This is a genomic window from Kitasatospora sp. NPDC041988 (assembly GCF_055588525.1).
In genome coordinates this window covers 794-21,933 of the sequence record NZ_JBVJCO010000050.1, presented here as the reverse complement: position 1 = coordinate 21,933, position 21,140 = coordinate 794, and the positions used below count along the sequence as shown (strand labels likewise).

17 protein-coding genes, 1 tRNA gene and 1 pseudogene are annotated in these 21,140 nt (G+C 71.4%); 11 read left to right on the top strand and 8 right to left on the bottom strand.

Features of this window, described 5'->3' with window-relative positions; translation table 11 throughout:
- From dnaJ to dnaK, 3 genes are all read right to left on the bottom strand, one after another.
- Positions 1-1,158: a molecular chaperone DnaJ gene (dnaJ, locus tag ACZ6NC_RS34510; protein ID WP_465737819.1), complete on the bottom strand. Its 1,158-nt coding sequence runs from the start codon at positions 1,156-1,158 to the stop codon at positions 1-3.
- A 286-nt stretch (positions 1,159-1,444) separates the two neighbouring features.
- The gene (grpE, locus tag ACZ6NC_RS34505) at positions 1,445-2,065 is read right to left on the bottom strand and encodes a nucleotide exchange factor GrpE (protein WP_465737818.1); all 621 of its coding nucleotides are present in this window, start codon (positions 2,063-2,065) and stop codon (positions 1,445-1,447) included.
- Complete coding sequence (gene dnaK, locus ACZ6NC_RS34500; protein ID WP_465737817.1) at positions 2,062-3,900, bottom strand: molecular chaperone DnaK; 1,839 nt, start codon at positions 3,898-3,900, stop codon at positions 2,062-2,064. Before dnaK ends, grpE begins: the two co-directional genes overlap by 4 nt.
- Before the next feature lie 341 nt (positions 3,901-4,241).
- On the opposite strand from dnaK, the gene ACZ6NC_RS34495 reads away from it, so the two are divergent.
- From ACZ6NC_RS34495 to ACZ6NC_RS34480, 4 genes and pseudogenes are all read left to right on the top strand, one after another.
- On the top strand, positions 4,242-6,461 hold the full coding sequence (locus ACZ6NC_RS34495; protein ID WP_465737816.1) for a (Fe-S)-binding protein: 2,220 nt from the start codon (positions 4,242-4,244) through the stop codon (positions 6,459-6,461).
- Positions 6,462-6,856: 395 nt separating this feature from the next.
- A pseudogene (manB, locus tag ACZ6NC_RS34490) lies at positions 6,857-7,930 on the top strand (mannose-1-phosphate guanylyltransferase); the annotation flags it as partial.
- 173 nt (positions 7,931-8,103) lie between these two features.
- Positions 8,104-9,144: a Yip1 family protein gene (locus ACZ6NC_RS34485; protein ID WP_465737815.1), complete on the top strand. Its 1,041-nt coding sequence runs from the start codon at positions 8,104-8,106 to the stop codon at positions 9,142-9,144.
- A 120-nt stretch (positions 9,145-9,264) separates the two neighbouring features.
- Entirely contained in the window at positions 9,265-10,155 is an 891-nt protein-coding gene (locus ACZ6NC_RS34480; protein WP_465737814.1) for an alanyl-tRNA editing protein, read from the top strand.
- A gap of 175 nt (positions 10,156-10,330) precedes the next feature.
- Here the strand turns inward: ACZ6NC_RS34480 and dcd are convergent, their stop codons facing one another.
- Together dcd and ACZ6NC_RS34470 are read right to left on the bottom strand one after the other, a co-directional pair.
- On the bottom strand, positions 10,331-10,906 hold the full coding sequence (gene dcd, locus ACZ6NC_RS34475) for a dCTP deaminase (RefSeq protein ID WP_465737813.1): 576 nt from the start codon (positions 10,904-10,906) through the stop codon (positions 10,331-10,333).
- A 93-nt stretch (positions 10,907-10,999) separates the two neighbouring features.
- Entirely contained in the window at positions 11,000-11,221 is a 222-nt protein-coding gene (locus ACZ6NC_RS34470) for a hypothetical protein (protein ID WP_153461495.1), read from the bottom strand.
- A 282-nt stretch (positions 11,222-11,503) separates the two neighbouring features.
- Between ACZ6NC_RS34470 and ACZ6NC_RS34465 the strand changes: the two genes are divergently transcribed.
- Positions 11,504-11,577, top strand: a tRNA-Gly gene (locus tag ACZ6NC_RS34465).
- Positions 11,578-11,867: 290 nt separating this feature from the next.
- On the opposite strand, the gene ACZ6NC_RS34460 is transcribed toward ACZ6NC_RS34465, so the two are convergent.
- Both ACZ6NC_RS34460 and ACZ6NC_RS34455 read right to left on the bottom strand, forming a co-directional pair.
- Positions 11,868-12,374, bottom strand: a complete 507-nt coding sequence (locus ACZ6NC_RS34460; RefSeq protein ID WP_465737812.1) for a nuclear transport factor 2 family protein — start codon at positions 12,372-12,374, stop codon at positions 11,868-11,870.
- A gap of 58 nt (positions 12,375-12,432) precedes the next feature.
- On the bottom strand, positions 12,433-13,464 hold the full coding sequence (locus tag ACZ6NC_RS34455; protein WP_465737811.1) for a medium chain dehydrogenase/reductase family protein: 1,032 nt from the start codon (positions 13,462-13,464) through the stop codon (positions 12,433-12,435).
- Between the two features lie 123 nt (positions 13,465-13,587).
- On the opposite strand from ACZ6NC_RS34455, the gene ACZ6NC_RS34450 reads away from it, so the two are divergent.
- Positions 13,588-14,241, top strand: coding sequence for a TetR/AcrR family transcriptional regulator (locus ACZ6NC_RS34450; protein ID WP_465737810.1), 654 nt, complete (start codon positions 13,588-13,590; stop codon positions 14,239-14,241).
- A gap of 134 nt (positions 14,242-14,375) precedes the next feature.
- On the opposite strand, the gene ACZ6NC_RS34445 is transcribed toward ACZ6NC_RS34450, so the two are convergent.
- A complete protein-coding gene (locus ACZ6NC_RS34445; protein WP_465737809.1) occupies positions 14,376-15,410 on the bottom strand; it encodes a ketoacyl-ACP synthase III family protein in 1,035 nt (344 codons plus the stop codon).
- A gap of 219 nt (positions 15,411-15,629) precedes the next feature.
- Between ACZ6NC_RS34445 and ACZ6NC_RS34440 the strand changes: the two genes are divergently transcribed.
- The 5 genes from ACZ6NC_RS34440 (at position 15,630) to ACZ6NC_RS34420 (ending at position 21,019) form a co-directional block, all read left to right on the top strand.
- Positions 15,630-16,928, top strand: coding sequence for a nucleotide disphospho-sugar-binding domain-containing protein (locus tag ACZ6NC_RS34440; protein ID WP_465737808.1), 1,299 nt, complete (start codon positions 15,630-15,632; stop codon positions 16,926-16,928).
- A gap of 86 nt (positions 16,929-17,014) precedes the next feature.
- On the top strand, positions 17,015-17,143 hold the full coding sequence (locus tag ACZ6NC_RS34435; protein WP_465737807.1) for a hypothetical protein: 129 nt from the start codon (positions 17,015-17,017) through the stop codon (positions 17,141-17,143).
- Between the two features lie 374 nt (positions 17,144-17,517).
- Entirely contained in the window at positions 17,518-18,507 is a 990-nt protein-coding gene (rfbB, locus tag ACZ6NC_RS34430) for a dTDP-glucose 4,6-dehydratase (protein WP_465737806.1), read from the top strand.
- Positions 18,504-18,905, top strand: coding sequence for a cupin domain-containing protein (locus tag ACZ6NC_RS34425; RefSeq protein ID WP_465737805.1), 402 nt, complete (start codon positions 18,504-18,506; stop codon positions 18,903-18,905). Before rfbB ends, ACZ6NC_RS34425 begins: the two co-directional genes overlap by 4 nt.
- A complete protein-coding gene (locus tag ACZ6NC_RS34420) occupies positions 18,902-21,019 on the top strand; it encodes an aminotransferase class I/II-fold pyridoxal phosphate-dependent enzyme (RefSeq protein ID WP_465737804.1) in 2,118 nt (705 codons plus the stop codon). Before ACZ6NC_RS34425 ends, ACZ6NC_RS34420 begins: the two co-directional genes overlap by 4 nt.
- The last annotated feature ends 121 nt before the right edge of the window (positions 21,020-21,140 follow it).

The window sequence follows — 21,140 nt, the reverse complement described above, 5'->3', positions numbered from 1 at the left end:
TCACGCTCCCTTCGCCGCCTTGAACAGGGCGGCTCGTGGGTCGTCGGAGGCGGTGGCCTCGCGGTACTGCTCCAGGGCCGTCAGCGCGTCGCCGGTGACGTGCTGGGGCACCACGACCTCCACGGTGACCAGAAGGTCGCCGCGGGTGCCGTCCTTGCGGGTGGCGCCCTTGCCGCGGGCCCGCAGGGTGAGGCCGTTGGCGCTGCCGGGGGGCAGCTTGAGCTTCACCGAAGGGCCGTTGAGCGTCGGCACCTCGATGGTGCCGCCCAACGCGGCTTCGGGGAAGGTGACGGGCACGGTCACGGTGAGGTTGTCGGCCTTGCGCCCGAAGACGGCGTGGGGGTCGACGTGCACGGTGACGTAGAGGTCGCCGGACTGGCCGCCGCGCTCGCCCTGGGCGCCCTTGCCCTTGAGACGGATGCGCTGGGCGTCCTGGACGCCGGCCGGGATCCGGACCTGCATGGTGCGGGCGGAACTGGCCCGGCCGCTGCCGTGGCAGTCCGGGCACGGGTCGTCGACGATCATGCCTCGGCCGCGGCAGTCCCGGCAGGGCTCGGAGAGGGCGAAGGCGCCCTGGCCGCGGCTGACGGTGCCGGCGCCGACGCAGGTGGGACAGACCCGGGGAGTGGTGCCGGCCTTGGCGCCGGTCCCGCTGCAGGTGCGGCAGGGGGCCTGGCTGGTCATCCGGAGCGGGACGGTCGCGCCGTCGACGGCCTCCTCGAAGGAGAGCGTCACCTCGGTCTCGACATCGGCACCCCGCCGGGGCTGGGGCTGGCGGCCGCCGCGGTTGAAGAGGCCGCCGAAGACGTCGCCGATCCCGCCGCCGCCGCCGGCGCCGCCGCCCTGGCTGCCGCTGAAGAGGTCGCCGAAGTCGAAGCTGTAGTTGCCGCCGCCGGGGCCGCCGGAGCGGAAGCCGCCGTTGGCGAAGAGGGTGCGCGCCTCGTCGTACTCCTTGCGGCGCTTCTCGTCCGACAGGACGTCATAGGCCTCGGAGATGTCCTTGAAGCGCTCCTCGGCCTTGCTGTCACCCTTGTTCGCATCGGGGTGGAACTCGCGCGCCAGCTTGCGGTACGTCTTCTTGATCTCGGTGGCGGAGGCGTCCTTGGGCACGCCGAGGACCTTGTAGTAGTCCTTCTCCACGTAGTCCTTGCCGCTCATGCGCCAACCTCGCTTCGCTCGGATGCCGCTTCGCGGAACGCGCGCCCCCGATTGATTCGCTCGCTGCGCTCGCTCATGCGCCCACCTCGCTTCGCTCGGCAGCCGCTTCGCGGAACGCGCGCCCCCGATTGATTCGCTCGCTGCGCTCGCTCATGGCTGCCGCCACCTCCCACGATCCATAGTCAATGTGCTGTCAAGAGACAGGGACAGGGTGCTGTCAACGGAGACGGCGCTGCGGAGCCGGCCGTCGTACTGGACGACGTACGACTCCGCAGCGCACAGGTTGTCAGCTCTCCGAGCCACCGTCGGCCTTGTCGGCGTCCGCGGCCTTGTCGGCGTCGGGCGCGGCGGTGGTCTGGGTGCCCGGCTGGGGCTCCGCGACCGCCACCATCGCCGGGCGGATGATCCGCTCGCCGATCCGGTAGCCGGGCTGGAGGATCTGGACACAGGTGTCCTCGGTGACGTCCGAGGAGTAGCTGTGCATCAGCGCCTCGTGCATGGTCGGGTCGAAGGGCTCGCCCTCCTTGCCGAACTGCTGGAGGCCCAGCTTGGCCACGACCGTCTCCAGGGACTCGGCGACGGACTTGAAGCCGCCCGTCACCTCGCCGTGCTCGCGGGCCCGGCCGATGTCGTCCAGGACCGGGATCAGCGACTCCAGGATGTTGGAGACGGCGATCTCGCGGACCGTCAGACGGTCGCGCTCGACCCGCTTGCGGTAGTTCTGGTACTCGGCCTGGAGGCGCTGGAGGTCCGCCGTCCGCTCGGCCAGCTCGCGCTTGGCCGCGGCCGCGTCGCCCGCGCCCTCGGTGCTGTCACCGGCTGCGGCGGCCTCCTCGGCGGCCTTGATCACGGCCTCCTCGGCGGCGGAGTCGTCGCCGGGCTCAGCACCCTGCGGCTTCTCCGTCATGCCGCACCGCCCTTGGGCTTCTCGTCGTCCACGATCTCGGCGTCGACGACGTCGTCGTCCTTGGCGCCGGCGGCGTCACCGGCCGGGGCGGCACCGGCGGCGTCGGCGTTGGCGTACAGCGCCTGGCCGAGCTTCTGGGCGGTGGTGGAGACCTTCTCGGAGGCGTCGCGGATGGCCGCGATGTCCTCGCCCTTCAGGGCCTCCTTGAGCTCGCCGATGGCGGCCTCGACCTCGGTCTTGACGTCGGCCGGGAGCTTCTCGGCGTTGTCGGCGATGAACTTCTCGGTCGAGTAGACGAGCTGCTCGGCCTGGTTGCGGGTCTCGACCGACTCGCGGCGCTTGTGGTCCTCCTCCGCGTACTGCTCGGCCTCGCGCATCATGCGCTCGATGTCGTCCTTCGGCAGCGCGGAGCCACCGGTGACGGTCATCTTCTGCTCCTTGCCGGTGCCGAGGTCCTTCGCGCCGACGTGCATGATGCCGTTGGCGTCGATGTCGAAGGTGACCTCGATCTGGGGCAGGCCGCGGGGGGCCGGCGGGAGACCGGTCAGCTCGAACATGCCGAGCTTCTTGTTGTACGCGGCGATCTCGCGCTCGCCCTGGTAGACCTGGATCTGCACGGACGGCTGGTTGTCCTCGGCCGTGGTGAAGATCTCGGAGCGCTTGGTCGGGATCGTGGTGTTGCGCTCGATCAGCTTGGTCATGATGCCGCCCTTGGTCTCGATGCCGAGGGACAGCGGGGTGACGTCGAGCAGCAGGACGTCCTTGACCTCGCCCTTGAGGACACCGGCCTGGAGCGCGGCGCCGATGGCGACGACCTCGTCCGGGTTGACGCCCTTGTTGGCGTCCTTGCCGCCGGTCAGCTCGCGGACGAGCTCGGCGACGGCGGGCATGCGGGTCGAGCCGCCGACCAGGACGACGTGGTCGATCTCGGAGAGGGCGATGCCCGCGTCCTTGATGACGTTGTGGAACGGGACCTTGCAGCGCTCCAGCAGGTCCGCGGTCAGCTGCTGGAACTGGGCCCGGGTGAGCTTCTCGTCCAGGTGCAGCGGGCCCTCGGCGGAGGCCGTGATGTAGGGCAGGTTGATCGAGGTCTCGGAGGACGAGGACAGCTCGATCTTGGCCTTCTCGGCAGCCTCGCGCAGACGCTGCAGGGCCATCTTGTCCTTCGACAGGTCGACACCGTGGCCGGCCTGGAAGACCTTCACCAGGTGGTCGACGACCTTCTGGTCCCAGTCGTCACCACCGAGGTGGTTGTCACCGTTGGTGGCCTTCACCTCGACGACCCCGTCGCCGATCTCCAGCAGCGAGACGTCGAAGGTGCCGCCGCCGAGGTCGAAGACCAGGATGGTCTGGTCGTCCTTGTCCAGGCCGTAGGCCAGGGCGGCCGCGGTCGGCTCGTTGACGATGCGCAGGACGTTGAGGCCCGCGATCTCACCGGCCTCCTTGGTGGCCTGGCGCTCGGAGTCGGAGAAGTACGCCGGGACGGTGATGACGGCGTCGGTGACCGTCTCGCCCAGGTACGCCTCGGCGTCGCGCTTCAGCTTCTGCAGCACGAAGGCGCTGATCTGCTGGGGGTTGAAGTCCTTGCCGTCCAGGTTGATCTTCCACCCGGTGCCCATGTGGCGCTTGACCGAGCGGATGGTCCGGTCGACGTTGGTGACCGCCTGGCGCTTGGCCACCTCGCCGACCAGCACCTCGCCGTTCTTGGCGAAGGCCACGACGGACGGCGTGGTCCGCGCGCCCTCGGCGTTCGTGATGACGGTGGGCTCGCCACCCTCAAGGACGCTGACGACCGAGTTCGTCGTACCGAGGTCGATGCCGACCGCGCGTGCCATCGTTGGTACCTCCACGAAAGAGTTGAGCTTTACGGGCTCAAGGATGCACGACTCGGCGGGGAGCGTCAACAGCCATGAGTCGGTGGCGCTCAACTTTGCTGAGCGTTTCCCGGAGGCCTCCCGGGTGCTTCGCACGGGTGGGGCGGGGCGGATCCGGCGGGCGGGCGTGGTGAGTGTGGACTCACGTGACTGCCGCCATACGTTGGGCATCTTCTGGAGAAGAGTTGACAAACGGTAATGTCCGGGCCGTCGGCCCAAGAAGTTACCGACGAGTACAATCGCTCCGTAGCACCGCCAACAGATACCGCCAACTCAGCAAAGCCGCAGGAGACGGAGAGCCGATGCAACTAGCAGCGATCGTCATCTCGCTGGTCACGTTCGTGATCGGCACCGCGCTCGCCGCCCGTGCGGCGCTGTACATCTTCAAGGTGGTGCGGACCGGCCAGTCCGACCCCACCAGGTTCGGGCAGCCCGTGCAGCGGGTGAAGACCGTGGCGGTCGAGTTCGTCGGCCACACCCGGATGAACCGCTGGGGCATCGTCGGCATCGCGCACTGGTTCGTCGCGGTCGGCTTCTTCAGCCTGGTCCTGACCATCGTCAACGCCTTCGGCCAGCTCTTCGACGCCGAGTTCGCGCTGCCGATCATCGGTCACTGGATGCTCTGGCAGCTCTTCGTCGAGCTGGTCGGCACCCTCACCACGGTCGGCATCGTGACCCTGATCGTGATCCGGCTGCTCAGCCTGCCGTCCCGGTCCGGCCGCAAGTCCCGGTTCGCCGGCTCGATCGCCTGGCAGGCCTTCTACGTCGAGTACACGATCCTCGGCATCGGCCTCTGCATCCTGATGCTGCGCGCCCTGGAGGGTGCCCTCAACGGCGTCGACTCGTACGGGCCCGAGCACCTGATCTCGTACCCGCTGGTCTCCGCGCTCGACGGGCTGGCGCCCGGCACGCTGGAGAACCTGATCTACTTCTTCGCGATGCTGAAGATCTGCATCTCGTTCGCGTGGGCGACCACCATCGGCATCAACCCCTCGATGGGTGTCGCCTGGCACCGCTTCCTCGGCTTCTTCAACATCTACTTCAAGCGCGAGGAGGACGGCGGCACCGCGCTCGGCGCCCTGCGCCCGATGGCCAGCGACGGCGCCCCGATCGACTTCGAGGACCCGGCCGACGACGCCGTCTTCGGCGTCTCCCAGGTCGAGCACTTCTCCTGGAAGGGCATCCTCGACTTCTCCACCTGCACCGAGTGCGGCCGCTGCCAGTCCCAGTGCCCCGCCTGGAACACCGGCAAGCCGCTCTCGCCCAAGCTGCTGATCATGAGCCTGCGCGAGCACGCCTTCGGCAAGGCGCCGTACCTGCTGGCCGGCGGCGGCAAGGACATGGAGGGCGCGGAGAAGGCCACCGCCGAGCAGCTCGCCGGCGTCCCGGCCGCCGCCCTCGCCGAGGCCGAGCGCCCGCTGATCGGCACCGCCGAGGAGAACGGCGTCATCGACCCGGACGTCCTGTGGTCCTGCACCACCTGCGGCGCCTGCGTCGAGCAGTGCCCGGTGGACATCGAGCACATCGACCACATCGTCGACATGCGCCGCTACCAGGTGATGATCGAGTCCTCGTTCCCGACCGAGGCCGGGACGATGCTCAAGAACCTGGAGAACAAGGGCAACCCGTGGGGCATGGCCACCAAGGCCCGCCTCGACTGGGTCAAGGAGCTGAAGAAGGAGACCGGCATCGAGGTGCCGGTGATCGGTGAGGACATCGACCCCGCCGAGGTCGAGTACCTCTACTGGGTCGGCTGCGCCGGCGCCCTGGAGGACCGCGCCAAGAAGACCACCAAGGCCTTCGCGGAGCTGCTGCACACCGCCGGCGTACAGTTCGCGATCCTCGGCAAGGAGGAGTCCTGCACCGGTGACTCCGCCCGCCGCCTGGGCAACGAGTTCCTCTTCCAGATGCTCGGCGCGCAGAACGTCGAGACCCTGAACGCGGCGCTGGAGGACGCTCCGAAGAAGCGGATCGTCGCCACCTGCCCGCACTGCTTCAACACCATCGCCAACGAGTACCCGCAGCTGGGCGGCCACTTCGAGGTCATCCACCACACCCAGCTGCTGCAGCACCTGATCGACGAGGGCAAGCTCGTCCCGGTCAACCCGGTCGAGGGCCTGATCACCTACCACGACCCCTGCTACCTGGGCCGCCACAACAAGGTCTACAGCCCGCCGCGCGAGATCATGGACAAGGTCCCCGGTCTGCGCCAGCAGGAGATGCACCGCCACAAGGAGCGCGGCTTCTGCTGCGGCGCCGGTGGCGCGCGGATGTGGATGGAGGAGCGGATCGGCAAGCGGATCAACACCGAGCGCGTGGACGAGGCGCTGTCCCTCAACCCGGACATCGTCTCCACCGCCTGCCCGTTCTGCCTGGTGATGCTCTCCGACTCGGTCAACGGGAAGAAGAACGAGGGCGCGGCCAAGGAGCACCTGAAGGTGGTCGACGTCGCCCAGCTGCTGCTCGACTCGGTCAAGGCGGCCCCGCCGGCCGAGGCGGAGCCGGAGACGGTCGACGCCTGAGGCGTGGGGCGTGGGAACTGAGGCGTGGGGCCTGACGTCTGAGGCCTGAGCGCCCCGGTGTTCGACAGTTCTGTTACAACTGCCCGGCCCGGTGGGTGCGACGAGCGCCCGCCGGGCCGGGCTTTTCGCCGGGCCCGGCGGCGGGCTTTTCGCCTGGGTTCCACCGGGCCCTCACCCGGCTTTCCACCGGTCGTCGCAGGCCGGACTGGTCCGGCCGGGGCGCCAACCACCGGACCACCGGGAGGCGTCCCGGTTGGAAGGAAATACAGTAGGCGCCTGACCGGCCCTGTGCCGGTCGACCCGTTCCGGTCCACCGGACGGGTGTCCAGACCACCGACGGAGGTATCGGCCCGCCGGGCCGGGCCGCAGAGACCACAAGGGGAACAGCGCAGACCATGACCGAGGCGATCATGCTGGTCGGTGGTAAGGGCACGCGACTGCGTCCGCTGACCACCCACACCCCGAAGCCCATGCTGCCCGTGGCAGGCGTCCCGTTCATCGCGCACCAGCTGGCCCGTGCGGCCGCCGCGGGGGTCACCCGCGTGGTGCTGGCCACCTCGTACCTGGCCGAGGTATTCGAGGACCACTTCCAGGACGGCACCCCGTACGGCATCGAGCTGGTCTACCTGACCGAGCGCGAGCCGCTCGGCACCGGCGGCGCGATCCGCAACGCCGCCTCCGGGCTCACCTGCGGCCCCGACGAGCCGGTCCTCGTCTTCAACGGAGACATCCTGTCCGGCGTCGACATCGCCGCCCTGCGGGACGGCCACGTGGCCGCAGGGGCCGACGTCACCCTGCACCTCACCCGGGTCGAGGACCCGCGCGCGTTCGGGCTGGTCCCGACCGACGAGAACGGCCGGGTGCTGGAGTTCCTGGAGAAGCCGGAGACGCCCGAGCAGATCGTCACGGACCAGATCAACGCCGGCTGCTACGTCTTCACCCGGTCCGTGATCGACCGCATCCCGGCCGGCCGGGAGGTCTCCGTCGAGCGCGAGACCTTCCCCGAGCTGCTGGCCACCGGCGCGCTGCTGCGCGGCGTCGTGGACACCTCGTACTGGCTGGACCTCGGCACCCCGGCCGCCTTCGTCCGCGGCTCGGCCGACCTGGTGCTCGGCAAGGTCGACTCCCCGGCCGTCCCCGGCCCGACCGGCGACGCCCTGCTGCTGCCCGGCGCGACCGTCCACCCGGGCGCGGTGCTGAGCGGCGGCAGCGTCGTCTCCGAGGGCGCGGTGGTCGAGGCCGGCGCGATCGTCGAGAGCAGCGTCATCCTGCCCGGCGCGGTGATCGGCCCGGACGGCCTGGTCAAGGACTCCATCGTGGGCGCCTACGCCACCATCGGCGACCGGACGGCGCTGGACGGCGCGGTGATCGGCGACGGCGCGATCGTCGAGGCCGACAACGAGCTGCCGAGCGGCATCCGGATCGCCTGCGGCACGCTGCTGCCGGTCGGCGCCGTCCGCACCTCGGCCGGCCCGGGCGGCTGCCCGGCCGGGACCACGGCCGCCGCGGCGGTGCACGCGCCCAAGGTGTCCGCACAGCGCTGAGCGCGAGCGGGCCGCCCGGCCGTCACAGGCTCGCTGCAAACCGGCCCCGGCCCGGCCGCCGGCCGACGCGGAGTCAGCCGGACGGGTACCTTCGGATCGTGGCTGGTAATCGATACGACAGCGGTCAGGGCGCCGACCCCCACGGCGGGTGGTCGGCGCCTCCGCCCTCGGCGGGGGTGCCCGGGGGGCACGGGCAGGCGGACGGGCCGGAGTACTTCACCGCCCCGCACCGGGGAGCGCCGGGGGGCGGCCAGGGACACGGCGGTGGCCAGGCCCAGGGTGGGGGACAGGCCCACGGCGGCCAGGGCGGGCACGACCCGTACGCCGCCGACCAGCCCGGCCACACCCGGGCGTTCCCGACCGGCGGTGACCCGTACGGTGGTGAGCCGTACCCGTACCAGGGGCAAGGGCAGGGGTACCCGCAGGAGTACGGGCAGCCGTACCCGGACGGCGGCTACGACCAGGGCGGGCCCTACGGCTACGGCCAGGACCAGGCGTACGGCCAGGAGCAGGCGTACGGCCAGGACCAGGGCTACGCCCAGGACAACGTGGCCGTCTACCGGGCCGGCGGCCAGTCCGCCCCGCACGTCTCCGGCCCGCGCCCGACCTGGCGCGAGCTGCTGACCGGCCTCTTCCGCAACCCGACCGCGACCTTCGACCGCACCCGCGACCACCAGGTCTGGCTCCCCGCGCTCACCGTCTCGCTGCTCTACGGCGCGCTGGCCGTGCTCGGCATCGGCCTGACCCGCGACGACGTCTTCAAGTCGGCCTTCGGCGTCGCCCTCACCGCCATCCTCGCCGCCGCGGTCTGCTTCACCCTGGCCGGCGCCATGCTCGGCGGGGTGACGTACGCGCTGGCCCGCCAGTTCGGCGGGGACGGCCCGTGGAAGTCGACGGTCGGCCTGGCCGTGCTGATCGGCTGGACGACGGACGCGCCCCGGCTGCTGCTGGCCCTGGTGCTGCCCTCCGACAACATCGTGGTCCAGGCCGTCGGCTGGGCGACCTGGGTGCTCTGCGCCGTGCTGCTGACCACCATGGTTCGCCGGCTGCACGACCTGCCCTGGGGCAAGGCGGCCGGCGCGGCCGCGCTGCAGCTCCTGGCGCTGCTGGTGCTGATCAAGCTGCCGACCCTGGGCTGAGCCCGCAGGCCCGGGACCGGGCGCTGCCCGCGCCACGCGGTGCCGGGAGAGAATGGACGACGGGCCCCGCCTGCGGGGCCCGTTCCGCTTCCACCACCCTCACGCGCACGGAGCCAGGAAATGACCCTCCCCACCACCCACGTCAGCTTCCCGGCCGGGGCGGTGACCGGCGAGTCCCCGGTGCTCGCGGTGCACCCGCTGGACGGCGGACGGTACGCGGTCGTCACCGAGGCGACCCCGTTCCACCCGCTCGACCACACCTGGCCCGACCAGCCCGCCGACCTCGGCACCCTCACCGTCGACGGCACCGAGCTGGCCGTCGTCGACTGCCTGACCGGCGCGGTCGGCCCGGATGGCGGCGCGCCGCTGGTCGGCGCCGACATTCCGGTCCGCCGCGGCGACGAGGAGTGGTCCTGGCTGGTCCTGCACGTGGTCGACGGCGACCCGGGCGACCTGGCCGGCAAGGTGGCGGTGCTCGCCGTCGACGCCGAGCGCCGCGCCGCCCTCTGCGCCTCGCACAGCGGCTGCCACCTGCTCGCCCTCGCCCTGAACGCTGCCCTGGCCCCGCGCTGGCGCAAGGACCCGGGCCGCGCCGACGCGTTCGGCAACCCGGACTTCGACAGTCTCGCGATGGCCACCTCGGTGATGGACACCGAGGCGAGCACCGACACCTACCGGCTCGGCAAGTCGCTCCGCAAGAAGGGCTTCACCACCGAGGCGACCGAGGACTTCCCGGCCCTCGCCGACGCCCTGCCCGCCCTCACCGAGGCCGTCAACCGGCAGCTGGCCGCCTGGGTCGCCGCCGACGCCGCCGTCCGCATCGACGTCCCCGGCCCCGAGCTGACCGCGCGCCGCCAGTGGCACTGCGAGCTGCCCGAGGGCCCCGCGCAGATCTTCTGCGGCGGCACCCACCTGCACCACCTCGGCGAGCTGGCCGAGCTCCGCACCGAGCTGCGCCTCTCCGAGGACGGCAGCGAGCTGGTCGCCGTCACCCGCCCCAAGCGCGCCTGAGCGGGCGCTGAGCCGGTCCTTCGGTCCCTGAGCGGCCCCTAGCGGTCCCTGAGCCGGCTGGCGCCCCTGGGCGGGCCTGGGTGGGCCTGTAACGCCGAGGGCGGCCACCCCATCGTCCGGGGGTGGCCGCCCGCTGTGCGTGCGCTCTGCGTCGTCTTCTTCTCTGATCCTCGGATCAGATCTTCGTACGGTGGAAGTTCAGGAACGAGCGGGACGGCGTCGGGCCGCGCTGCCCCTGGTAGCGCGAGCCGTAGCGCGCCGAGCCGTACGGGTGCTCGGACGGCGAGGAGAGCCGGAACAGGCAGAGCTGCCCGATCTTCATGCCCGGGTAGAGCTTGATCGGCAGCGTCGCGACGTTCGACAGCTCCAGCGTGACGTGCCCGCTGAAGCCGGGGTCGATGAAGCCGGCCGTGGAGTGCGTCAGCAGGCCGAGCCGGCCCAGGCTGGACTTGCCCTCCAGCCGCGAGGCGACGTCGTCGGGCAGCGTGATGACCTCGTACGTCGACGCCAGCACGAACTCGCCCGGGTGCAGGATGAAGGCGTCGTCGCCCTCCGGCTCGACCAGCCGAGTCAGGTCCGGCTGCTCCTCGGAGGGGTCGATGTGCGGGTAACGGTGGTTCTCGAAGACCCGGAAGAAGCGGTCCAGTCGCACATCGATACTGGAGGGCTGGATCATCGCAGGGTCGAACGGGTCGATCATGACCCGGCCCTTGTCGATTTCGGTCCGGATGTCCTTGTCAGAGAGCAGCACGCTTCGAGGTTACGTGCACGACACGGCCCCGGACGAATCGCCCGGGGCCGCACCCGTCACTCCTGCCACGCTTCCGCGCCGCTTCCGCCTCGGTCAGGCCAGGAACTCCGCGGCCTCCAGCCGCATCGCCCGGGCCAGTTGCGGCGCGGACAGCTCCTGCACGTCGGCCAGCACCGAACTCCGCAGCCGTCCACACTGCGGACAGCGGATCAACCGGCCGGGCCCCAGCCGGCCGGGCCCGAGATTCTGCATCGGGAACGTGGTGGTGCTGAACAGGTGCCCCTCGGCACAACGAACGACGGCGCGCTGCTCCATCGGTCCCCTTCCCATCCTTACCCCAGTACTCACCCGTACTCATCGCGCCCCGAACGGGCCGAGGCCCCCGGGACAGCGTCACATTAGGGGAAGTTCCGGACATTCCACACCGCGGCTCGCCGCCCCCGAACCCACCCGCCGGAGCACTCTCACGCGGCCCAAACAGTACGCCCCCCGCCCTGCCCCCAGCCGCCTCCGCCACGGCCCCCCGCCACCTGTGCAACCGGCGTCACGGATGGGGTACAGTGATGGCGGATCGAGCGGTCTCTGACGGCTCATCAGGCGGGCGTAGTTTAATGGTAGAACATGAGCTTCCCAAGCTTATAGCGCGAGTTCGATTCTCGTCGCCCGCTCCAGTAGTAAAGGCCCAGGTCAGGGACATGATCCCCGATCTGGGCCTTTGCTGTTGGCGTGCTGCTTTCGGCCGTCGTGCCCCTCGGGCGCCCTGTTGGTCGGGCATGCCTGTTCCGAGCTCCCGGGTGAGTTCCACATCCATGCCATGGCTCATCTGCCCCTGGGGGCAGGTGACTTGTCGGCGGTCGAAGTCGATGCGGATGTTGCCCCGGTCGAAGCCTTCGTGCCCGCGGGCGAAAACCCCGGGCGGCCGTCGCGCGGGTGCCGGCCGACGACGGCCGGGAGCGTCGGCTCAATGGGTGGGCGGGGTCCAGTCGGCGGGCAGGCCGGACTGGGTGAGGACGGAGTTGAGGCTGTAGTAGTCCTGGTCGGAGGCGATCCGGTGGTGCTCGCCGAGGTCGAGGAGGGTGGCCATCGGCACGGCGAACGGCTTGGGGGCACCCTTGAGGTGGCCGGAGTAGACGGCTTTGACGGTGATGTGGGGACCGTCCTGGTGGGTGGCCTTCACCGTGACGTGGACGTCGTCGATGAGGCTGTCGGTGCGGGCCTTCCACCCCGCGATCTCCTGGCGGCCGTGGAAGGTGACGCCCACGCCCTGGTCGGTGTAGGTGCTGTCCGCGGTGAACAGGGCGCCGAGCGCCTGGGGGTCGGCGCCGTTCCATGCGGCGGCCCATGCGGCGACGGCCTTCGGCAGGCGCGGTGCGGCGGGCTGTGCGGCGGCGGCAGTGGTGCCGAGTACGGCGCAGACGGCCGTGGCGCTGAGCAGTGCGGTCAGGGTGCGGCGCGGGCTGGACGTCATGGTGGTGCTCCTTCGGGTGGCGGTGGGTCGACAGGAGGGTCCGTGGGATCGGCGCGCGTCAGGGGGTCAGCACGACCTTGCCGGAGACGGTGCCCGACTCGGCCAGGCGCAGGGCTTCGGCGGCCTCGGCGAGCGGCAGTTGGGCGGCGATGCGGGCGGTGACCTCGCCGCGGCGGACGGCGGCGAAGACCTCGGTGAGGTCGGCGCGCAGCCGGGCCCGGAAGCGGTCCTTGTTCAGCGGGCGGCCGGCCCAGATGTTGTAGAAGTGGGCGCGGCGTCCGTTGGGCAGGGTGTTCCAGAGCCAGGTGCGGGCGAGGATCTTCAGGACGGGCCACTGCTTGGAGCCGGAGTCGTCGCGGGTGGAGGCGCTGCCGTAGGAGATGAGGGTGCCGCCGGGGGCGAGCAGATGCCAGGAGTCGACGACGCTCCGGCCGCCGACGTGGTCGAAGACGGCGTCCACTCCGCCGGGTGCCAGTTCGCGGACGTGCGCGGGCACGTCGCCGGCCCGGTAGTCGACCGGGAGGACGCCCAGGTCGCGCAGGGCGTCGTGGTGCCGGGCGGAGGCCGTGCCGATCACCTTCACGCCAGCCGCGCGGGCGAGTTGGACCAGGACCGAGCCGACGCCGCCGCCGGCGCCGTGCACCAGGACGGTCTGGCCGGCGCGCACCCGGGCCTTGCGGTGAAGCATCTGCCAGGCCGTGATGCCGTTGACCACGACGGTCTCGGCCTCCGCCGCCGTGAGGCCCTCCGGGACTCGGACCGCGTCGTCGGCGTCGACGACGACGTGGCTGGCCCACCCGCCGACCTTCACCAGGGCGGCCACCCGCTGCCCGGCCAGGGCCGGGTCGACACCCGCGCCGGTGGCCAGCACCCGGCCGACCAGGTCGTAGCCGGGCACGAACGGGAAGGCCGGCTGGTCGTAGTACCGCCCGCGGCGCATCTGCTGCTCGGCGAACGAGACGCCGGTCGCCTCCATGGCGACCACGATCTGCCCCCGGCCCGCCTCCGGAACGGTGCTCTCGCGGATCTCCAGGCCCTCCGGCGCCACGATGCCCGGCAGGACGACCTCGATGCGACGTTCGGTGCTCATGATCGCCTCTTTCTCGTAGATGCTTTCGCGTTCGTTAGAAGTTGTAGCACCATCGAAATGTGAGAGTCAAGAGCGATGGTGATAGCCTCTAACTAACAGTGGTCGGAGAGAGGAAGGCGGGTCATGGGCGAACCGGGTACGAGGACACCGAGGGGGCGCTACCGGGCGCAGGTGCAGGAGGAGATCAAGCAGCACGCCTGGGGGCAGATCGCCACCGCCGGGGCCTCAGCGCTGTCCCTCAATGCCATCGCCAAGCAGATGGGCATGAGCGGACCGGCCCTCTACCGGTACTTCGCCAACCGCGACCAGCTGATCACCGAGCTCGTCAGGGACGCGTACCGCAGCCTGGCCGACACCTTCGCCGCCCGCATCGAGGCCGGCACCGACCTCGAAGGCCTGGCGCAGGCGCTGCGCCGGTGGGCCCTGGACGATCCCCAGCGGTACCTTCTCGTCTACGGCACTCCCGTGCCCGGGTACGAAGCGCCCGAGGACACCACGCGCATCGCCGGCGAGATCATGGCGCACCTCCTCGACGCCTGCGCCGCCGGGCAGCCGCCCGCCACGCCGCACCCGCTCGACAGCCACCTCGCCGAGAACCGAGCCTGGGCCGGAGAACACCCGGCCCCGTCATCGGTGCTCCGTCGGGCCCTCACCTTCTGGACCCGCCTGCACGGCGTCCTCTCGCTCGAACTCGCCGGGCACTTCACCGGCATGGGATTCGACCCTGCCGAGCTCTACGCCGACGAGGTGCGAGTACTCGGGGGCCGGCGGGGCTGACGCCCCGCTGCCGGCTGAGGAGAAGCAGTACCACGCCGGCGCCGACGGCTGCTGCCTTCGGAAGACCGCCTCAATCACAAAGCCGCAGGTCATATGACCTGCGGCTTTGGTGTTTCCGGGTGGGGAGTGGGCGGTCAGGCGGCCCAGGGCGGGGTGGCGAGGATCTCGATGGCGAAGGCGGTGCAGGTGTAGCCGGCGCCGCCGCCCCAGAGGAGGACGTGGTCGCCGGGGGCGACGGCGCCGGTGCGGATCAGGTGGTCGAGGCCGGCGAACTGGTCGCCGCTGGTCAGGTGGCCGACGGTGGCGCCGAACTGCCAGGTGGTCGCGTCCTCGGGTACGCCGAGCAGGTCGTGGAGCTCGTGGCGGCCCGAGCCCTGGCGGGTGTGCGGGATGACCACCTTGGTGATCTGGTCCATGGTGAGCCCGGACTCGTCGAGGATGCCGTCCAGGGCGTCGTTCAGGGCGGCCGCGAGGCGGTGGCCGGCGTCCGGCATGTCGAGGGCGACCCGGTCCCGGGCGCGGGTCTCCAGGTCCACCCAGGGGCCCGGGGCCGGGGGTTGCGGCGTGAGCTCCTCAAGGCCCCGGCCGAGGGCCTCCAGGGAGTTGTCCGCCGCCGTGTACGAGGCGATCACGCGGGCGAACCCGCCGCCGCGGGAGAGCACCACGGCGGTGCCCGCGTCGCCGTAGATCGAGATGCCGAGCGTGTTCCAGCGGTCGATCCGCGGGGCCCACATCCGGTCGCCGGTGGTCACCAGGGCGGCGCTGCGGCGGTCCGCCAGTGCGGTGAGCCGGGTGGCCGCCAGTTCGAGGGCGCCCAGCCCGGCGTTGCAGCGCTGGGTGACCTCCAAGGCGGAGGCCCGGCGGAGCCCGCTCTCATGGGCGACGTAGCTGGCGGCGGACCACAGGTCCAGCCCCTGCCACCAGTTGGTGCAGTGCAGCACGAGGGCGACGTCCTCCGGTTCAGTGCCCGCCCGGTCCAGTGCGACGCGGGCCGCCCGGGCTGCCATCCACGGCGGTGCGTGCTCGGCACCGGCCACCGCGACGGAGACGAACTCCCTTTCCTTGGCGCGGCGTTCGTCTATCAGACCGGCCGCGACGGCCTCGTCGACCGGCATCAGGTCCGGCAGCCAGACGCCGGTCCCGGCGAGGTACAGCTCGTCGTAACGCATGGTGCACGTCGTCCTTCCTCGGGGTGGATCCACCACAGGAGTTCTCTCCGACCGGGCTGGAAAGCAGGTGGAGAACGGCTGGTCCGGCCGGGAACGGGCTGGCGGACGCCGCGGGCGGGCCCGGGCTCCAACGTGGCTCGACCGGGCTTCGAGGGGCTCTGCCCCGGGGTGCGCTGGAGTGGAGCGAGCCAGTCGAGCCCTGCTGTGGAGGCCACCGCTATGAAGGTTCTGTTCACCATCTCGCCCTGGGCCGGGCACTTCTATCCCATGGTGCCGCTGGGCTGGGCCCTGCAGGCCGCCGGCCACGAGGTACGGGTGATGTGCACTCCGGCGTCGGCCCCCTGGGTGCGCGGCGCCGGCCTGATGCCCGCCCCGATCCTGGACGACCACGACAATCCGCTGTTCTGGGCGCGGCTCTTCCACCAGCAGCGGGTGATCCGCGGCGTCGCGCGGGACAACGGCCTGCCGCTGCTCCACCCGGTCACCGGGGAGCGGATGGCCTCCCCCGACGAGTTCGACTGGCCCGCGTACAAGCGCAAGTACGAGAACGAGTGGGGCCAGGCCTGGCTGCGCAAGATGGAGCGGGTGATCGTCTACACCGGCACCTTCGCGCCCGACCTGGTGATCCACGACATGATGAGCGCGGAGGGCCCGTTCGCGGCGGTGATCCACGGGCTGCCCTCGGTACTCCACCTGTGGGGGCCGGTCGGTACCGCGGAGACCGACCCCGGCATGGACATCGTGCCCGAGTACAACAACGGCATCCTGCGCAAGCTCGGGGTGCAGGGCAAGGGCCGTGAGCTGATCACGCACGTGATCGACCCCTGCCCGGCCGCCATCGCCCCGCCGACCGGGGCGACCCGGCTGCCCGTCCGCTACCTGCCGTACAACGGCCCCGGCGAGGCGCCGCTGTGGGTCTCGGAGGAGCCGGCGAAGCGGCGGATCTGCGTGGTCTGGGGCCACACGCTGAGCCGGTTCGGACCCGACGCCTTCCTGGTGCCCAAGGTCCTGGAGGCGCTCGCCGACCTCGACGCCGAGGTGGTGGTGGCGATCAACCCCAAGGACATGGAGTACCTCGGGGAACTCCCGGCCAACGCCCGGGTGCTGGAGCAGTTCCCGATCAATCTGCTGCTGCCCAGCTGCGACGCGGTGGTCCACCACGGCGGCGCCGGATCGGTGATGAGCGCGGTGGTGGCCGGGGTCCCGCAGCTGGCCATCCCGTTCGAGGAGGAGCAGCACGCGAACGGGCAGCGGGTGGCGGCCGCCGGGGCGGGTATCCACATGTTCGGCAAGGAGGCCACCGTGGAGAAGATCCGGGGCCACGTCGACGCGCTGCTCGGTGACCCGTCCTACCGGCAGAGTGCGGAGAAGCTCGTGGCCGAGCTCGCCGAGCGGCCGACCCCGGCCCAGCTGGTGGCCACCCTGGAGGAGATCGCCGCCGCGCGCACGCCGGCGGTGACGGTGGACTGGGACTCGATCGACACCACCGGCTACGACCACGGCCTCGTCCGGAAGTAGCCGGCCCCGAGCCCCGCGCCCGGCCGGCCGGCTGGTGCGCGGACAGTTGCGGAACGAGTGAGCGGAACGGAAGAGAGGGGAACGACATGACCGGTGGCGGAGACGGTGGCGGGACGTTCGTGCCGGGAGGCAAGGGGAACGGGCCCAAGGGTGCGATCGCCGGAGTCATCATCGTCCTGGTGGTGGTCGGCGTCGTCCTGCTGATCAACCGATGACGCATTGCTGAAGAAGTGTCAGAAAGCGGCCCTGCCGGGAAGGCAGGGCCGCTTTTGCGTCTCTCCACGCCCCGCTTCATCCCCCCGTGCGACCACGCGCGACCGGTCGCGGGAGGCCTCCAGCCGGACTCCACCAGGACTCCCGGGTGCCCCGACAGGCCCTGCCTAGCCTGCAGGGACAGATGCCGCGCAGGGCCGAGCCGAGACCGCACCCGGCTCCCGACCACGCAGGGGAACAGATTGAAAGCGCTTGTTCTGTCGGGCGGAACGGGGACGCGGCCGCGCCCGCCGGCCCACTCCATGCCGAAGCAACCCGTACCGGCCGGCTGCCGGCAGCCGGCCGTCGGTGAGCGCGGCCGGCCGGAGGCGGGGTCATGAGAATCCTGGTGACCGGCGCGGCCGGATTCATCGGCTCGCACTACGTGCGCTCCCTGCTCGCCGACGAGTACGAGGGATACGAGGGGGCGCACGTCACCGCCCTGGACAAGCTCACCTACGCCGGCAACCTCGCCAACCTCCCGGTCGGGAACCCCCGGCTCACGGTGGTCACCGCCGACGTGTGCTCCCGCGAGGCCCTGCTCGATGTGCTGCCCGGCCACGACGCGGTGGTCCACTTCGCCGCCGAGTCGCACGTGGACCGCTCGGTCGCGGGCGCCGAACCGTTCTTCCGCACGAACGTGATGGGCACCCAGAACCTGCTGGACTGCTGTGTCGAGACGAAGATCAAACGGGTCGTGCACATCTCCACCGACGAGGTGTACGGCTCCATCGCCGAGGGCTCCTGGGACGAGAACGAACCCCTGCAGCCCAACTCGCCCTACGCCGCGTCCAAGGCCGCCTCCGACCTGGTGGCCCGGAGCTACTGGCGCACCCACGGGCTCGACCTGAGCATCACGCGCTGCGCCAACAACTACGGACCCCACCAGTTCGTGGAGAAGATCATCCCGCTGTTCGTGACCAACCTGCTCGAAGGCCGGACCGTGCCGCTCTACGGCGACGGCGGCAACGTCCGGGAGTGGCTGCACGTCGCCGACCACTGCCGGGCCGTCCAGCTCGTCCTGGACGGCGGCCGGGCGGGCCGGATCTACAACATCGGCGGCGGAACGGCGATGACCAACCGCCAGCTGACCGAGCGCCTGCTGGAACTCTGCGGGGCCGGACCGGACCGGATCCGGAAGGTGGCCGACCGGAAGGCCCACGACCTGCGCTACTCGGTGGACGACAGCCTCATCCGCGAGGAGCTCGGCTACCGGCCGCAGGTGGACTTCGGGCAGGGCCTCAAGGAGGTCGTGGAGTGGTACCGCGACCACCGGGACTGGTGGTCACCGACTCTCACCGAAAACACTACGGAGGTAACCCGATGACCGCTCCCCGGTCCGTCGAGACCCAGGAGCAGCTGCCACTGCTCCGCGAGGTGGTGGGCCACCACCGGCCGGTGCCGTTCATCCTCACCCGGGAGATGTTCGGCGGACTCCCGGTCGAGCTGGCCGGCGCCGAGATCAGCGGCCTGGTCGACCAGCCCGTCGCCGAGACCCACGTCCACACCGTCCCGGAGATCTACCTGCTGTTCGCCCCCGAGCCGGGCGACGCGGAGATCTCCGTCGAGGTCGAGGACGAAGAGTTCGTGCTGACCGCCCCGGCCGCGCTGTACGTGCCGGCCGGGATGCGGCACCGCTTCGTCACCCGCAGGGCCGTCCCGGGCAGCTTCTGCTTCGGCCTCTTCGTCCATGGCCCCGAGCGGGGCGAGAAGGAGGAGCGATGACCGTCCAACCGTCCGTCAAGTCGTACAACAGCGACGCCCCCGCCTCGGCGGACCAGCTGCGCCTGCACCTCAACGAGACCCCCTACGGCGGGCCGCCCGGAGCGGTGGCGGCGGCCCGGGCCGAGATCGACGAGCGCTGCGCCGTGTACCCGGAGAGCCAGTGCGCCGACCTGCGGGCCCGGATCGCGCGGCACGTGGGCCTCCAGCCGGCCAACGTCGCGGTCGGCAACGGCACCGACGAGCTCGTCCTGCTGACCGCGCTCACCTTCCTCAGCCCGGAACGCGGAGCGGTCGTCACCGGGAGCACCTTCCCGGGCTACCGGAGCTCCGCCGCGGTGGTCGGCGCGCCGCTGACCGAGGTGCCGCTGGACGGCTACCGCGTCCCGGCGGCCGGCCTCGCGGCCGCGCTCGGCCCGGAGACCGGCGCCGTCTTCGTCTGCAACCCGCTCAACCCCACGGGGACGGTCCTCGACCGCTCGGGGGTCGAGCGGATCATCGCGGAGGCCGAGGCCACCGACACCGTCGCGGTCTTCGACGAGGCCTACCTGGACTTCGCCGGGCCGGAGTCGGACCAGACGCTGGAGGCCGTCCGGGCCGGCCGGCCGGTCCTGGTGCTGCGGACCTTCTCCAAGGCCTGGGGGCTGGCGGCACTCCGGGTGGGCTACGCGCTCGGCCGGGAGGACCTGATCGCCCGGCTCTGGCAGACCCGCCAGGTGCTGCCCTTCGACGTCAACCGGCCCGCCCAGCGAGCGGCGATCGCCGCACTCGACGACCCCGGGTTCCTCGAGTCGGTCCGCACCCGCACCGAGGAGGCGCGCCTGCGGCTCTACCGCGGGCTGGCGGCGATCGGTGTCCGGTACACGCCCTCGGTGACCAACTTCGTGCTGGTCGAGGTCGGAGAGGACGCGGGCCCGACCACGGCCCGGCTGGCCGACGAGCACGGCATCCTGGTCCGGGACCTGGGGGCGTTCGGCCTCCCGGGGCGGCTGCGGGTGACCGTCGGCACGCCCGAGCAGGTGGACCGGTTCTGTGCGGCGCTGGCGAGCGTCCTGTCCGCCACGACCGGCGAGGCGGAGGCCGGGCCGAGCCGTCGCCCGCACTGGGAGCGGACCGCGCCGACCTTCGCGCCGATGGAGTTCCCGAGCCTGTTCAACGGCTACATAGGCGCCCAGACCGCCTTCGCCCTCGCCGAGCTGGGGGTCTGGGCGGCGCTCGGCGAGGGCCCGAGGACCATCACCGACCTGGCCGCCGTGGCCGGCTCGACGCTGCCCCGGACGCGCGCGCTGCTGAACACCATGGCGCTGCTCGGCTACCTGGAGCTCCGTGACGAGGTCGTGTTCCTGACCGCGGCAGGCCGGGAACTGGTGGGCCACCGTGGCTTCCTCACCTGGGGGGTCGGCGGGTACGGCGGGCTGATGTCCGCACTCTCGGACCTCGCGACCGGCCAGGCCGTCTACGGCAAGGACGTCCGCCGGGACGAGGGGCGGATCGCCCGCGGCGCCGGCGAGGTCGGCTCGGAGCTGATGCTGCCGGTCGAGCGGCGCATCCTGGAGGGGCTCGACTACGGCGCCGTCGCCGACCTCGGCTGCGGGGACGGCACCCGGCTGATCCGGATGGCCGGCGGTGGGGCGGAGCCGCGGCGCGGTGTCGGCATCGACATCAGCGAGGCGGCCTGCGGGATCGCCGAGAAGCGGGTGGCGGAGGCCGGTCTCGCCCGGCACCTGGACATCATCTGCGGCGACGTGCTGTTCGGCGCCGAGCGGCCGGTCTTCCCGGGGATCGACCTGGTCGGCTGCTTCCTGCTGATGCACGACCTCTTCGCCGCCGCGGACGAGCCGGTCGAGGTGGTGGACGCGCTGCGGCGCGCCTTCCCGGACGCCCGGTACTTCCTGCTGGCGGACACCAACGCGCAGTCCTGGGAACAGCACGAAGGCCCGCTGCCGGCCTTCTCGTTGGAGTTCGAGCTGATGCACGCCTTCATGGAGACGCCGCTGCTGAGCCGGGACGCCTACGAGGCGGCCTTCTCCGCGGGCGGCCTGCGGGTGCTGCGCCGGGAGGCGTTCGGCGCGCCGTCCACCTGGATCTGGCTGCTGGAGGTCGAGCACTCGGCCTGAGCCTTGCACCGCGAACAGGGGCGGGGCGGAACAGCCGGGTCGGGGCGCCCCCCTCGTGTGTCCTTGGTCCCTTTGTGTTTCTCCGGGTGTTCTGGTGTGTGTTCAGGGACGGAGGAGGAGG

What these genes read in the sequence shown, in the direction of transcription:
- dnaJ (WP_465737819.1), bottom strand. Translation starts at nt 1,158, where the DNA reads ATGAGCGGCAAGGACTACGTGGAGAAGGACTACTACAAGGTCCTCGGC.
- grpE (WP_465737818.1), bottom strand. Translation starts at nt 2,065, where the DNA reads ATGACGGAGAAGCCGCAGGGTGCTGAGCCCGGCGACGACTCCGCCGCC.
- dnaK (WP_465737817.1), bottom strand. Translation starts at nt 3,900, where the DNA reads ATGGCACGCGCGGTCGGCATCGACCTCGGTACGACGAACTCGGTCGTC.
- ACZ6NC_RS34495 (WP_465737816.1), top strand. Translation starts at nt 4,242, where the DNA reads ATGCAACTAGCAGCGATCGTCATCTCGCTGGTCACGTTCGTGATCGGC.
- ACZ6NC_RS34480 (WP_465737814.1), top strand. Translation starts at nt 9,265, where the DNA reads ATGACCCTCCCCACCACCCACGTCAGCTTCCCGGCCGGGGCGGTGACC.
- ACZ6NC_RS34470 (WP_153461495.1), bottom strand. Translation starts at nt 11,221, where the DNA reads ATGGAGCAGCGCGCCGTCGTTCGTTGTGCCGAGGGGCACCTGTTCAGC.
- ACZ6NC_RS34460 (WP_465737812.1), bottom strand. Translation starts at nt 12,374, where the DNA reads ATGACGTCCAGCCCGCGCCGCACCCTGACCGCACTGCTCAGCGCCACG.
- ACZ6NC_RS34455 (WP_465737811.1), bottom strand. Translation starts at nt 13,464, where the DNA reads ATGAGCACCGAACGTCGCATCGAGGTCGTCCTGCCGGGCATCGTGGCG.
- ACZ6NC_RS34450 (WP_465737810.1), top strand. Translation starts at nt 13,588, where the DNA reads ATGGGCGAACCGGGTACGAGGACACCGAGGGGGCGCTACCGGGCGCAG.
- ACZ6NC_RS34445 (WP_465737809.1), bottom strand. Translation starts at nt 15,410, where the DNA reads ATGCGTTACGACGAGCTGTACCTCGCCGGGACCGGCGTCTGGCTGCCG.
- ACZ6NC_RS34440 (WP_465737808.1), top strand. Translation starts at nt 15,630, where the DNA reads ATGAAGGTTCTGTTCACCATCTCGCCCTGGGCCGGGCACTTCTATCCC.
- ACZ6NC_RS34435 (WP_465737807.1), top strand. Translation starts at nt 17,015, where the DNA reads ATGACCGGTGGCGGAGACGGTGGCGGGACGTTCGTGCCGGGAGGCAAG.
- rfbB (WP_465737806.1), top strand. Translation starts at nt 17,518, where the DNA reads ATGAGAATCCTGGTGACCGGCGCGGCCGGATTCATCGGCTCGCACTAC.
- ACZ6NC_RS34425 (WP_465737805.1), top strand. Translation starts at nt 18,504, where the DNA reads ATGACCGCTCCCCGGTCCGTCGAGACCCAGGAGCAGCTGCCACTGCTC.
- ACZ6NC_RS34420 (WP_465737804.1), top strand. Translation starts at nt 18,902, where the DNA reads ATGACCGTCCAACCGTCCGTCAAGTCGTACAACAGCGACGCCCCCGCC.